Source organism: Paenibacillus germinis, from assembly GCF_013141785.1.
Taxonomy (GTDB): domain Bacteria; phylum Bacillota; class Bacilli; order Paenibacillales; family NBRC-103111; genus Paenibacillus_E; species Paenibacillus_E phytorum.
In genome coordinates, this window is sequence record NZ_WHOC01000164.1 from 1 (window position 1) to 14,579 (window position 14,579).

The 14,579-nt window shown below is 44.0% G+C and carries 10 protein-coding genes; 1 reads left to right on the top strand and 9 read right to left on the bottom strand.

Going from position 1 to position 14,579, the window contains the following annotated elements; all coding sequences use genetic code 11:
* Positions 1-371: 371 nt before the first annotated feature.
* From GC102_RS31755 to GC102_RS31775, 5 genes are all read right to left on the bottom strand, one after another.
* A complete protein-coding gene (locus GC102_RS31755) occupies positions 372-4,262 on the bottom strand; it encodes an S-layer homology domain-containing protein (protein WP_171693056.1) in 3,891 nt (1,296 codons plus the stop codon).
* 252 nt (positions 4,263-4,514) lie between these two features.
* Complete coding sequence (locus GC102_RS31760; protein WP_057303754.1) at positions 4,515-5,624, bottom strand: glycosyltransferase family 4 protein; 1,110 nt, start codon at positions 5,622-5,624, stop codon at positions 4,515-4,517.
* Between the two features lie 132 nt (positions 5,625-5,756).
* The gene (locus tag GC102_RS31765; protein WP_171693057.1) at positions 5,757-6,545 is read right to left on the bottom strand and encodes a WecB/TagA/CpsF family glycosyltransferase; all 789 of its coding nucleotides are present in this window, start codon (positions 6,543-6,545) and stop codon (positions 5,757-5,759) included.
* 175 nt (positions 6,546-6,720) lie between these two features.
* Positions 6,721-7,851 carry a polysaccharide pyruvyl transferase CsaB gene (gene csaB / locus GC102_RS31770; RefSeq protein ID WP_171693058.1) on the bottom strand — a complete coding sequence of 377 codons (1,131 nt, stop codon included), beginning with the start codon at positions 7,849-7,851 and terminating at the stop codon, positions 6,721-6,723.
* A complete protein-coding gene (locus tag GC102_RS31775) occupies positions 7,827-9,878 on the bottom strand; it encodes a DUF5693 family protein (protein WP_171693059.1) in 2,052 nt (683 codons plus the stop codon). Before GC102_RS31775 ends, csaB begins: the two co-directional genes overlap by 25 nt.
* 251 nt (positions 9,879-10,129) lie before the next feature.
* Between GC102_RS31775 and GC102_RS31780 the strand changes: the two genes are divergently transcribed.
* Positions 10,130-11,248 (top strand): RNA-guided endonuclease InsQ/TnpB family protein, encoded by a 1,119-nt coding sequence (locus GC102_RS31780; RefSeq protein ID WP_171693060.1) that lies wholly within the window; start codon positions 10,130-10,132, stop codon positions 11,246-11,248.
* A 145-nt stretch (positions 11,249-11,393) separates the two neighbouring features.
* Here the strand turns inward: GC102_RS31780 and GC102_RS31785 are convergent, their stop codons facing one another.
* The 4 genes from GC102_RS31785 to GC102_RS31800 all read right to left on the bottom strand — a co-directional run bounded on the left by GC102_RS31785 (position 11,394) and on the right by GC102_RS31800 (position 14,553).
* A complete protein-coding gene (locus GC102_RS31785) occupies positions 11,394-13,097 on the bottom strand; it encodes a phospho-sugar mutase (protein WP_376769426.1) in 1,704 nt (567 codons plus the stop codon).
* 24 nt (positions 13,098-13,121) lie between these two features.
* Positions 13,122-13,550, bottom strand: coding sequence for a 3-hydroxyacyl-ACP dehydratase FabZ (gene fabZ, locus GC102_RS31790; protein WP_029195635.1), 429 nt, complete (start codon positions 13,548-13,550; stop codon positions 13,122-13,124).
* Positions 13,551-13,714: 164 nt separating this feature from the next.
* Positions 13,715-14,233 (bottom strand): CDP-alcohol phosphatidyltransferase family protein, encoded by a 519-nt coding sequence (locus GC102_RS31795; RefSeq protein WP_246321230.1) that lies wholly within the window; start codon positions 14,231-14,233, stop codon positions 13,715-13,717.
* A gap of 101 nt (positions 14,234-14,334) precedes the next feature.
* A complete protein-coding gene (locus GC102_RS31800) occupies positions 14,335-14,553 on the bottom strand; it encodes a DNA-directed RNA polymerase subunit beta (RefSeq protein WP_171693063.1) in 219 nt (72 codons plus the stop codon).
* Between the last annotated feature and the right edge of the window lie 26 nt (positions 14,554-14,579).

Sequence of the window (14,579 nt, forward strand, 5' to 3'; positions counted from 1 at the left end):
TGAAAGTTTTTTTGTTATAAAAACTTATAACCAACGGGGCGACTAATGAATCATGACATGACTCTATGTAGCTTCGCGTCTATCACCTTGGCTACATGAGTTAGTATACGTGACTGTTTGCATAATTTCATTGATAAGTATTTTCCAATTCAATTAATCTCTACTAGTAAAGACACTATCACCTCTTGAACACATTTTGCCTACTTGATAAACTTACTTTTTAATTGTGAAGTAAATAAGTAGTGAAGCTGAACACTAGCTAAAAATTAGCTTAAAATGACCTGAACAGTTTTCCTCTTAAATTCCATCACCATAATAAAAATAAAAGACTGCATCCGATAAATCGGACACAGTCTTTATTTCATTACTATTTATTTAGGAATCTTCTTTTGCTGTTTAAGCACTCGAATCACAATTGCAGCAGCTTGCGCTCTAGTCAGATTACCTTTCGGATCGAAGCTAAATGTAGGTTTCTTTTGCCCTTCTACAAGAGCATTCTCGATACCGTCAATAAAACCTGCCTTCATAACAGCCTCTACTGAAGGTTGTGCGTAGACACTAATATTACCTGCATCTGTAAACTCTTTTTTCAACGTCAGCAAACTTTTTGCAGGGTCTGAGTTAACTTTCATATTGGCAGCTCGTTCGATCATGACAGAGGCATCTTCGCGGCTAATAGAATTACCAGGAGCGAACAGTCCGGCCGAGTTCCCTCTGACGATACCTGCTCTGGCTCCTGCCTCAATATGCATAAAGTCATATAAGCTGCTGCTGTTGGATAATCCTAAGCCTCTTCTAACATCCGCGAATGTACCTTGGAAATTAGGATCTGTTGGATCATTGGTGTGATGCGTTGTATCTTCATTAATTAAAGGAATTTCAAAGATTTTTACTAGTAGGGTAACGAATTCACCACGAGTGATTGCATCATTCGGTAAAAATTGCCCAGCAGACTTATTATTCATAATACCTTTGGAATAAAGGATATCTAAATAATCTCGTGCCCAATCATGTAGGGTAACATCGTTAAAGCTGTTATCCATGTACATGACTTGGAAATATCCAAAAGTATCTACTGGCACTTCAATAGTATGTGTCTTAGGATCTACAACGCCGCCGATGTTTTTCCAACCAACAAACTGGTTACCAGTTCCACTAGGATCAAGGAAAGTTCCGAATTGGTAAACAGATAGATATTTCCATGAGTCATTGCGAATTTCTGCATCGTATTTCATTGTCAGTGTTCCACGTTGAGTTGGAACAACTAAACTTTTGATATTACGTGTATAGAATGCTGTTTCTCCTGGTCCTAGCAAGGTTGGAGACGGCAGATTACCACTTCCTTGTAGTGCAGCTTTCAGAGAGTCTGGTGTACTCGCCGCGCTCATGTCTATCGTACCTGCATCTACCCAGAAACGTTTACTTGCTGGTCTGAAACGTCCAGTAGGCTCAATCAAGAATCGAGTTCCCGCAGGAGTTTCGGATGCCTTTTCTACTCGACCATCGTCCTGATTCGCGATCCCGAATACAATTTTACGATCGACTGTGATAAATTGCTCCGACTGTGTTCGGTCATTTCTCATTAGTTTCGTATCTTTAGGGAAGTTTAATAGGAAGTCTCCATTAAAAATACTCATTTTCGAAGCAAGTGTCGTTTTGTACTGTGCTCCCTCAATTGGAGTGTTTACGTTGAATAGAACAAAGGACCCATTTGATTTCGTCTTTCCACGATTTACTGTGAAGGTGACTGTGTTCTTTCCAGCCTTAAGGGTCGTAACTTCATAACGGAAAACACCAGGAGTTGTTTGTGTAGCTTCACTTTTACCGAATAAAACACTATCCGCACCATCTGCTTGTATGACGATTGTCTCTGAGTTGGTATTCACATTAGCTTGGTCTACTTTATCCACATTCTTCACAAAGTTTGTCGGTTGAAGCAATACGTATGTAACTGGTTGTTTGGTGATGGTAATCATTTTGCTAGTGGTACGACCTGATGCATTGGTAGCGACCAATTCGAAAATATAATCACCGTACGCATCCATATTAAGCACACTGCTTAAATTGAAAGTCGTTGTTGAACGTTTATTATCTAGAGGATCAATTACTGCACTGATTGGATTCAAAGTAAGTGGGCCAACCGGAACGGCTGAACCTACAGGAGGCTTTCGTAAGTAAAGTATAGCCTGCGTGTTTAAAGTCGCATTCAGCACCGTACCTGTAAGTTGTATCTTATTAGAGGTCGTTTGATAAACACCCGGCAAAGTACCGACCGTATATGGTGTTACAGCAACATCTGGAATCAAGCTTTCAACTAGGGGTGCATAATCACTGAGCACGAATACTTCATAGTTCGTTTGTGTGACAAGCACTTTCGGTTGCGCAGGATTAGGTTTTAAATATAACGAGAAACGAATTGCTTTTTTACCGTCAGAGTCAAACAGCCCACTGAATGTAGTACCGGAGCCGCCGGTCACAGCATTTAAGCTAGCTTCATTAATTATGAACTCTCCAGTGGTCGAATTAATAACGGAAGCAAGACCATTTGTTAGCGGTACATTGTTATCATTTATTGATAATTCAACAAGCGGATAGTTGGCAGCTGGCAAATTAACAATCTTACCGGCAATACAAGGCGCACCAACTGCCCCGCAAGTAAACTGAGCTTTGCTGGTAACCACTTTACCGTTGTATAAGTTAGTTACAATTACATATGGTGCGCTTGAAATATTTAAGTTATAAACCTTTTTGCCAGCAGGGTTTGAAGTTACAGGAGCACCACCCGATGGTGTAACTGTTAAGGTTGTTGGTCCATCTGGGATGTCATGTAAGGAAACCGTTGCTTTTCTTAATGCACCCGCTGCCACAGTAGGGTATGAACCATTTCCTGCAAATCCAGGAATGAATACATCCACTGAAGTAGTCAAAGCATTCGTATATATATCAATTGCCGCAGGGAAATCATTGATTTGATTAGACCCTTGCTCAGTCAACACAATTGGAGAACCCCCTAGATCTTGTGCAACATGATCTAAATAAGGCAAGGTTGGGTTGGTAAAATTAAACGTGTATCTGGTAGGCTGTGTAGCAGCCCCTAGTGAGCTCGAAAGTGTGACATCAATTTCTTGCGCAGTTGTTGTAGCACTCAAAGGTAAGCTAGCGCTAATATTATGCGTTTGATACTTGGTGCCCACACCAATAGCAGCAGGTGTAATAGTAGGAGTACCTATAAGCGTTGGCGATCCTCCACCCCATAGTGTTCCAGTCACATTGCTAATTGATTGGTTCGCGAAGGTATAGCGAAAACCAGCTCCGCTACCTACTACTTTAATGTCTGCATACACATAGTCTGCAACACCAGGTGTGATGTTTCCGATACTATTTTTAATGTCAGTGGTGAAGATCACATCTTTAGAAGTACCGCTAGATAAAGTAGGTACAGTAACGAGAGGGTAAACAGGTTGCGCAGTGGCTTCCTTCATGGAGATGGTACCATTGTAACCAAAACCTAAGCCGTTGTCGTATTTGAATGTTCTAGTAGTCGTATAATAGTTCGTCGGATTCTTGGCGATAAATTGAATTTTATTATCCCCAGGATTCAAAACGATATCTGAGACTCGACCTGTATTCGTCAAGAACGTAAATACACCGCCAGCGAAGTTGGATGCTTCAAACGTAGTCCCATTCACAATAGCATCCACTTTCAATGCATTATTGGCAGAACCTGTGATCGTCGCATTCGAAAAAGGGCCTTGGGATGGCAGCATTGCGCCGTCAGCAAAAGCATCATCATTAAACATTAATCCTGTAATATTCGAAACAGGCGTAAAATAAGCCCAACCCGGTATGGAATCCACGTTGGATGTACTGTTGAACTTAACAGTAAACCGATTAAGCCCTTCAGTTAATTGGACATTTTCAAAAGTAATCTGATTCGTACTATTTGCAACTCTTGTAGGACGATTTGTTTTATTCGTAGAGGAGAGTCCCGTATTGACGTTATAAATCTCATAGTAAATGTCGGTTATTTGCTCTTCAGCAATACCACCGATATCTACGCTAACTGTAATCGGGTTTGCTGTAAACCGTTGAATAGAAGCGTCAACTAATGGGTCCGCAGCCGTAGGTATCGTGTGTACATATAAATTAGTAATATTCAAAACCGGCGCAGCCGAAGCTGTCATTGGGGGCAGCAGAGCGAGTAGCATAGTGATCAACAGGCTTATGCTAATCCACTTATTTCTTAATTGCTTGGTTTTCAAAACTAGTTCCTCCTTATGTAATCTAAATGTTATTATTTTCGCCATGGTATAAGTATTATCTTAATTTCATATGCTAGATTTCGACAATCCCTCCCATATTCTTCTATCATTCCACATGATTAGACGCGGCTAATAGACAAAAGTTCTCGTACTTTACTTATCGGTCGAAACAAAGGAAATGTTTAGAGAAAGAAAAAAAATCCTTAAATGCAAAAAAAATCCAACCCGAAGATTGGATTCCGATTTTATAGCTTATTTGCCCATACGGTCGCTCTGAACTTGCTTGCCTACAAGCCTCTGAAGGAAGTTCAGCACCGGCTTACGACTCTTACTGATGATACCAATAGCTTCTGCTCCGACTAGCATAACTAGGAAGAGGGCTACGATGATCATGATAAGACCCCAAGTGGAATCTTGGGAGATAAAGACTGAGCAAATGACCGCGCTGCCGCCGAAAATGGAGGCAATTCCGTAGATGATCAGTACGCTTGTACGATGACTGAATCCGAGTTGCAGCAAACAATGGTGCAGATGGCTTTTGTCCGGTGCAGAGATTGGTAATTTATTAACGTAGCGACGCATGATCGCAAAGAAGGTATCAGATAAGGGCACGCCTAGAATCATAATAGGAATTAAAAGTGAAACAACAGCTGCTTGCTTAAAGCCAAGAATCGATAGTGTTGCTAGAGCAAAGCCTAGGAACAAGGCGCCGGAGTCGCCCATGAAGATTTTGGCCGGATGGAAGTTATAGAACATGAAGCCTATGATACTACCTAGTAAAATGACGCAAAGTAAAATAACGGTAACATTACCCATCATAAGAGCAAGAATTAGAATAGTAGTTGTAGCAATACCCGACACGCCCGCTGACAAGCCGTCTAGGCCGTCAATCAAGTTAATCGCATTGGAAACACCGACGATCCATAATATTGTAATCGGAATACTTAACCAGCCAATTGGCAGGTTGGTCGTTCCGAAAGGAATGTTAACGAGGTCGATCTTAAGACCAAAGGAGACAACGATGCAAGCGGCAATCAGTTGCCCGAGCAGTTTCCATTTGGGAGATAGTTGAAAACGATCATCCAAGGCACCCGTGACGACAATCACAAAGCCTCCGATTAGCAACCCAAATGCAGCATTGGAGTTAACGGCATCAAGTGCTGGAGAGACGACAAAATAAGCTCCGACGAATGCAAGGAATATCGCTAATCCTCCGAGACGCGGCATTATTCGGGTATGTACCTTACGATGGTTAGGGGCATCAACGGCTCCAACCCAGAAGGCAAATTTTTTGACTAGGGGTGTCAGCAGCAGCGCCATTAAGCACGCAGCGATAAACCCAATCGCATATAATCCATACATGTCTTCTTCACAGCTCCTCTTGTCTTGGGTGGCAAGTATTCCGCCGAAATGAATTATACTCCCATTTGCCCACAAATACCACTGCTAAATTCATCTGAAATGACCGTTTTCAGCCAATTTTCATAAATATTCTCATGGTTTGGTGACTTTCTCTTTATCACGCATTACTTTCAATGCAAATTGTGGGAGTAGAAGCATTCGTTTGTAACGCCAAGGCTCCTGCATCAGGCGGTAGAACCATTCAAGACGTAGTTTTTGAAATAAAACGGGTGCTCGTTTTAGCTTGCCCGAAAGAACATCAAAACTTCCCCCAACACCCATCATGACGGGGACACCAATTTGTTGTTTGTATTTCCCAATCCAAGGCTCTTGATTCGCAGCAGATCTTCCTACGAGAAGAATATCCGGAGCTGCATCCACGATATCTTGAATCACTTCAGCATCCTGCTCGTCTTTAAAATATCCATCACGTACGCCTACAAGCTTTATACTCGGATAGGCAGTACGAAGCTTCTCAGCTGCAGCATGGATAACCTCATTGGAAGCTCCAAGTAAGTATACTTTCCAGCTTTTCGACTCTCCAACTTTCATCAGCTCATGGATCAAATCATAGCCGGGAACCCGCTCTACAACAGGCTCACCTACATATTTAGCTGCCCAGACGACACCTGTTCCATCAGGAACGATGAGTTCAGCGCATTGCATCATGCTCAGATAAGCAGGATCATCTTGCGCGGCCATGACCATAATGGGATTTGCGGTAATGACTTGATGGGGTTGTCTTTGTTCAATAGCGTTCGTAAGGTAAGCTACGGTTTGGTCCATACTCATTTTGGAGATGGGCACTCCGTAGATGCGAACTTTTGGTATTGCATTCGCAGATGCGACCTTAGACTGGATCGTTGTTGATGTTGAACTCATAGATATCTCTTCCTTTAATTGACGTTGGAAATCGGATTTTGGTTGCTTTTTTTACCACATAAGAAAGTATAAGTTTTCGGTACCCGAAAACCGCTTTCTTATTGGCGATAAAACCTACATCTAAACGCGGTCGCTCATCTTTGATTGGCCTCGAAAGAGGTTTTCTCATTATTCCCTATTTGTTAGTTCTTTGTTTGTAAAAAGAAATGATGCGCTGCGCAGGAAGCTGCGCCTGCGCTTTGAGCTCTTCGATGGCGGCGCGGCTGGACGCCACCCAAGCCTCTCGGCCGCCGAGCAGGCGCTGCGCCTCGGCCGCAAAGGCATCCACATCGAAGCGAGCAGTCGATGCGGCGGCTTTCATGCCAAGCCTATGGAGGAACTGGTCGATCTTCGGATCGTACGAGATACCTACCATAGGCACGAACTGCGAGGCTGCATAAATCAAAGAATGCAGCCTCATCCCGATCAGCAGGTCGCATTCCGCGACCTGCGCGAGCATATCCTGCGGATGGGTGATGCCTCGCACCATCTCTACCCTAGACCCGTGATCGCCGAGACGGTCGATCACGAACTGCGATGCCACCTCGTCCGAGGGGAGGTGGAAGGGCAAGAACCGCAGCCGCACGTTCGCATCGGCTGCGAGTAGCACTTGCAGGGACCGCGAGAGAGCTTCCAGCTCCGAGCGGTCCTCATTCCAGATGCGGACGGACACGCCGACCGTCCGCACTAAACCATCCGGCGCGAGGTCCGACGCGCCGCCAACAGAACCGCGCATCGGCAGCCCCATGACCGGGTCAGGCACTACCGTGATGCGCTCCCGCGGGAGCCGCATCTTCCCTAGCAGCTCCGCGGACTCCGTATCGCGGACCGACACATACGCGCAGCGCTGGAACACGCTGCGGATCCAGCCATAAAACATAGGGCGGCTAACCGGCCCGATGCCTTGCGAGTAAATAAAAGTGGGCTTGCCCAGCCACTGCGCTATTTTCAAAACAGCCAAATAATACGGGATCGTCTTCGAGCTTGTAGCATCCTGCAATAAACTGCCACCGCCACTAATCAAACCATCGGCTTCACGCAATGCTCGGAACAGTGAACCAGGTTTCATTCGATGATAAGCCTTCACACCGTACATAGCTGACGTTTTCTCCGGATTAGCAGAAAGAACGATAGGCTCAATTTGTAATCCTTGCTCTCGACCTTGCTCCTGCAAAGCAAACAAAATCGACTGCAGCACAGCTTCATCTCCGCTATTATCGAAGCCATAGTAGCCGGATAGCGCTATTTTGACAACTGTGGCACCCATCGTTTCCAACTCCTAATGATTATTTCCCAAGCTGCAATCAGAACGAGGCCAATCAAAGCGCCAAACACAAGGCCGTAGCTTATACGGATCAGAGATATATGAAGCGGCGTATGCAAGTGAGCGAATGTATCTACAATAGAAAGCTGCCCAATTACACCGATGAAAATCAAATAGACAGCATGTCTATAACGAACGGACAAATATGCACCTAGCAGGAATAACGGATGTGCGAACAAAAATTCTTTGGTACGAGGGCGCACGCCCAATGTATTTTCCAAGAAGGAACGGAATAATTTCTCCAAGGTAGAAGCCTGTCCTTCATTTCCTGTACGTGACAAGTAATAATAAACGGCGGCTAGAGCTACGCCAGCGACTACAATCCATAGCACACTAATAAAGGAAGAAAGGATACTGCGAATATTCGCAATCTTATCTCTGTACGTGTTGTTTTCGCTAAAGAATAGTAAATACACACCTGCGATAGCAATAGGAAGCAAATGCAGCACGCCAACGCCGCGGAACTGCTGAAGCACAAGTAAATACGTAACGTGATTGAGAAGTGCCACTTCGTAAACGACACCAATCAGCGAAATCGCTGATGTTTTGATTAGTGTCCATAAGGCGTAAGCAAGACCTGACTTCCATTTCGCTGCGGCTCCTGAACGAACGGAACGAATAGCCAGCATGATCGCAATGCTCGGTGCACTAATGGCTGTACTTAAGGCAAGACCTTGCGCGTATAGATTAGCCGAAAGTGTATGCAAAGCAGCAAGACCAAGTATCCCTAAGACAAAGAGGAGCAGCGTGGCTTCCGGTACGAAGAAGGACACCATCAGCACGATTAAACTAACACCGCCAAGCAGTATGAAGATACGGGCGATTTTCTGCCATCCTGTCGTTTTGACATCAAATGGCTCTGCTGGTCCAAGCTTAAACCCGACTTCTTGGATGCGTGGAATAGCGCCGTCTTTTCCTTGCAAACTTTCATAGTAAGCTGCTAGCGGATCGACTAATTTTCCTTTATCCAAGCTTTTTACTGGCCTTGCATTCAAGAAAACCATGCGGATATTGCGGTCTTTCACTGCAAGGACTAAACGATCCGCAACGCCTTGAATACGATCCTGCAGTTCCGATTTTTTGAGTGGCTCTGTTAACTTTTCCCCGTCTTTCTCTGTGAACGAATGCAATCGAACGACGTTATAATTCGTTTGCTTCGATAACGTACTAAACCCTTTTTGCGGCTCTTTTAATAACTCAATAGCAGCTAGGCCAATGCCGTTTTTATTAAGAAGATCTGCCATTTTATTTAGGTTAATTTCCGTATTTTCTTCTGTGTAACCCGGAACTTCATTGCCATCGACAATGATGCGCTTCACGCCGATATCATGGAGCTGTTTCAACAAGCGATCCATTTCATTGGTTACAAAGGGTCTACGATTCGATAGACGAACCACGATTTGGAAACCTTGATCTTTGAGCATTTGTAATGTCATCGGGTCTGGGTCCATACCCTTGATCGATGCATCGTCCATGCTCATTTGGATGATGAGTCCGTTTCTATTTTTGAAACTCCACGGCTTCGTGCCAACCTTCAGATCTGCGAACGTTTTTTGAATTAAAGGCTCCAGCTTCTGCTGTGTGGCACTATCGGCGAACAGCACGTAAGTAAAATTCTCATTAGGATCACCCAAGGTCTGGGTAAGTGCGGCAGCGTCTCGAGAGTTATATACCTCGATGCGTCGGCTCTCTTTAAGCTCCGCTAGTGTACTCTCATACACGGCCATTGAGCTAATGCCCGCTGCTTTCATATTCTTCAGCTGCTCAGCGACAAAAGTCCGCGGATTCGTCTGAATATCCGAAATATCCAACAAATCACGATAATCGAAAACAAATTCGACTTGATTGGCCGAAGTTTCCGTTTGGTGACGCGTGTAGGCAAGCGGCAGGGAGACTACCATTCCAATAATGACGAGCCACCATAGGATATTTTTGAGAGGTTTATTCCATGTTTGATACCATTGTGCCAAGTTGTCCACTCCTTAGAGCTTTCCGATAGAAAGCTTTCTTCGTAAAGCATGTACTTACATTGGAAAACCCCTTCAGGTCCTACCTCGGGTAATAGGCCAAATGAATGCGGATTTAATTTCCATCTATTAAACTTATCGCAGTGCGATAGTTCAACCGTGGCTTTGCCACGTTAATTGTACCATCTCAATAATAATTTACTCTCACTAAAGCATGTGATAAGTTTAATTTACTGAGAAGCGAGGTGAGTATTATGCAGATAACCATAACCGCTAAAATACAGATTAAGCCTACAGAAGAACAGATTGCTTTGTTGAATGAAACCGTATCCGCCTATAAGCAGGGAAGCAATCATGTGTCTGGTATTGTATTTGAAACTAAAAATTTAAATCAAATTTCTTTACATAAGCTGACTTATGAAAATTTGCGAACGCAATATGACTTGCGTTCGCAAATGGCACAGTCTGTGATGAAAACGGTCATAGCTAAATATAAAACTAATAAAAGTAATGGACACGATTGGTCGCTTGTAACGTTTAAGAAGCCCGAATATGACTTAGTTTGGAATCGTGACTATTCATTAAGCAAAGGCTTGTTCTCTTTAAACACGCTGAAAGGTCGTGTGAAAGTTCCATTCGAAACAAAAGGCATGGAACCATATTTTGATGGCGGTTGGTCTTTTGGTACGGCGAAACTTGTAAATAAACATGGTAAGTGGTTTTTACATATCCCTGTGACCAAAGAAGTGGAAGTTACTTCTGACCTCGATTTCAAGCAAGTTGTCGGTATTGACTTGGGTATTAATTTTGTCGCCACGACCTACGATTCACAGGGACATACAACTTTTTTTAACGGTAGGCCGATTAAACACAGACGTGCTAAGTACAAGCATCTTCGGAAGCAACTACAGATGAAACAAACACCTTCTTCACGCAAGCGCCTCAAGGCAGTCGGAAGTCGAGAAAACCGTTGGATGACTGACGTAAACCATACGATCAGCAAGGCACTCGTAAACCGATACGGAAGTCGAACGTTGTTTGTAGTTGAAGATTTGACAGGTATTCGAAATGCCACTGAAAAAGTAAAAGTGAATGATCGTTACGTATCTGTATCTTGGTCTTTCTTGCAGTTTCGTCAAATGCTTGCGTACAAGGCTGTTATGAATGGTGCTAAAATCGTGGCTGTAAGTCCCAAATACACCTCTCAAACTTGCCCTAAGTGTGGTCACACTGAAAAGACAAATCGCAATAAGAAAAAACACATCTTTTGCTGTAAAACATGTACATACACATCGAACGATGATCGTATAGGTGCAATGAATCTTCAACGAAAAGGAATTGAGTACATCGTTGAAGTAACCAAAGGAGCATGACTCCTTTGGTTGGGTAGCTGTCAACCTGCCCTAATGTAACACCATTACTTAAGGAAGGAGGTTCGCAAGAACCGTTTGTACTTCTGGGTAGTTACAAGCTCGTGACTTCAGTCATGAGTTGTTGACTAGACGACCTATCCCGTCATTATCCGTCTACACGGTTAAGCACATATTGAATGATGCCATCCAATTGCTGTGCGGCTGCTGGACCTGTAGATCCTTGTACCGCAAAATAGAACTTAATTTTCGGTTCCGTTCCAGAAGGACGCAAGCAGAACCATGAACCATCCTCTAGCTTAAATTTCAGCACATTTTCACGAGGAAGTCCATTTATGCCTTCTGCATAATCTTCCACTTGGCTTACACGAGTGCCACTGATCTCGGTTGGCGGATTCGTTCTCCAAGCTTCCATGATGCGCCCAATTTGTTCTACGCCGTCTTTCCCTTTCAGCGTCCTTGATTCAAGCTTTTCCAAAAAGTAGCCAAAGGATTCGTATAGTTCCTGAAGGACTTCATATAAAGTCTTGCCTTGCTTCTTATAATAGGCTGCCGCTTCAGCGATCAGCATCGCTGCAATAACTGCATCCTTATCTCGGGCATAGTCACCGGCCAAGTAGCCATAGCTTTCTTCGTATCCAAATAAGAACGTATACTCACCATTTTGTTCGAACTGGGACATTTTCTCCCCGATATATTTAAAGCCGGTTAATGTATTTAATGTAGGAACACCATAATGATTGGCGATAACTGCGCCCATTTCACTTGTAACGATCGTTTTGACGACAACGCCGTTCGCAGGCAGTGTTCCGCGCTCTTTCAAGCTTGATAATAAATAATTTACAATGATGGCACCAGACTGATTACCTGATAAAACGACATACTCGCCGTTTGGATCCTTCACAACTGCCCCCATGCGATCAGCATCAGGGTCGGTTCCGATGATGATATCGGCATCCCAATCTTTCGCTTGTGCAATGGCGAGTGTAAATGCTTCCCGCTCCTCCGGATTTGGAGACTTAACTGTCGAGAACTGTGCATCCGGCAGCTCTTGCTCGGCTACAACACGTACTTGTCCGAAGCCAACTGCTTTCAGCACTTCGCGTACCGGCACATTACCCGCTCCATGCAAAGGAGTGAAGATAATGCGGAAATCGCCTTCAATCTGCTTAATCACATCTGGATTCTGGCTAATCGCAGTTACTGCTTCGATGTACGCTTGATCAACCTCTTCACCTAACCAAGAAAGCAGCCCTTGTGCTTCCGCTTCTTGCTGGGTTATTTTCTTGACCTTGTTGAAGGAATCGATGCTCTGTACTTGTGCAATGACTTGCTCCGCAAACTCAGGAACGAGCTGTCCCCCGTCTGCTCCATATACTTTATATCCATTATATTCAGGTGGGTTGTGACTAGCTGTAACGACAACCCCTGCGGACGCGCCTAAGTATCTCACAGCAAAAGATAGCTGTGGAGTCGCGTGCAGTGTTTTAAAGAGATAAGCCTTAATTCCATTCCCTGCGAACACGAGAGCAGATTCTAAAGCGAACTCGGGCGACATATGACGTGAATCATAAGCTAGAACAATGGAAGGACTTGTAGCGCCTGTCCCATTCACATATTGTGCCAAGCCTTGGCTTGCGCGTCCAACGGTATACACGTTGATTCGATTCGTTCCAGCGCCAATCACGCCGCGAAGTCCTCCTGTGCCAAATTCAAGATCTTTATAAAAGCGATCCTCAATTTCTCTTTCATCTTCCCGAATAGCACGCAGTTCTTTCTTCGTTTCGGCATCCACTGCTGGATCCTCTAACCATAATTGATACTCTGTTTGTACACGCGTCATAGTAGTCAGGTTCATCTCCTTTTTATCTATGGGTTATTTATTAGCAAGGGCGAACATAAGCTCGCCTTCGACTACCACTTTGTCGCCTACCTTAGCCACAGCTTGGCCTTTGACAATGGTTCCTTTTACACGTGTAATTGTCATTTCTAAAGTAAGTGTATCACCAGGTACAACCTGCTGGCGCCAACGAATACCATCTGCGCCAGCAAATAAACCAATTTTACCTTTGTATTCAGGCATCGACAGAACAGCCACAGCACCTACTTGTGCCAAAGCTTCCACAATCAGCACACCGGGCATAACCGGATAGCCAGGAAAGTGTCCTGCGAAGAACGGTTCATTGATCGTAACATTCTTTATACCTACAGCTCTAACACCTTCTTCGACCTCCAAAATACGGTCAACAAGCAAGAAGGGAGGGCGATGAGGAATGATCTCTTGAATCTGGTTAATATCTAGCATAGCGGTTTAAAAACTCCTTTCAAAATGCTTGTATAAAATACAAGGTAATCACTTACAATAGGGATGTCCCTTCATTAACTGCAGAAGTGAAGGTTCATATAGGGGAGCTTATGTACAGGGCTGTGTTGCAGTCTTATACATAGGCTCTTTTTTCGTAGTATACATTATTTCAATTTGGCTCCTCGATTTAATACTAGGAACTGAATAATATAAATGAAGGAAGTTAAGAATGAGACCCCAATTACAAACCATAAATAGGTAATGGCAAAGTTTAAATGAAAAACGATGAAGAGGATAGCAAAATAGTACAGAACCGTCGTTAACTTGCCCATCACATTGGCGGGAACCGTTAACTTGCCCCTGAAGTGAAAGAAAGCAGATCCCATAATCATACCTAAATCACGAATGAACATCGCCGCAGCCGCCTGCCAAGGAATCAACCCCGAAATGAGCAGGGATAAGATCACCGCAATCATCATACTCTTATCAGCGAGTGGGTCCAGCATGACACCAACGGGTGTGATAAGCCCGCGAGTTCTTGCGATATAGCCATCTAGGATATCCGTAAGTCCGGCTGCCAGTAAAATAAAAAAGGCAACTTGGATATGGCCATTAAAAAAAATCACGAGGTACACAGGGATTAGAACAAACCTGCTGATGGTGAGCATGTTCGGTATATTCAAAGTACCCCTCCTGCGCGTTAGTATCCGATACTGGTACATTTAACCTTCATTCATTATACCGCTGCTTACACAAAAATAAAACTCCCATGCGGGAGTTAGAGTTAATTCGCAAATACCAGATCGTATAAATGCCGCCAAGTACTCATATGAAAGATTTCCCCCGCTGGCTGATGACCAAGCTTGGTGTAACCTACCCATAGGCCGATAAAAACAGCCAGCACGCATAGCACAGGAATACGAATGATTTTGAAAATAAGCCATATTATATTCAGCCATTTCGGCCTTGGTTTCTTCTTTGGTGGAGCAGGCTTGTCTGACATCGAGCCCTATCCCTCCCTTTCTAAGA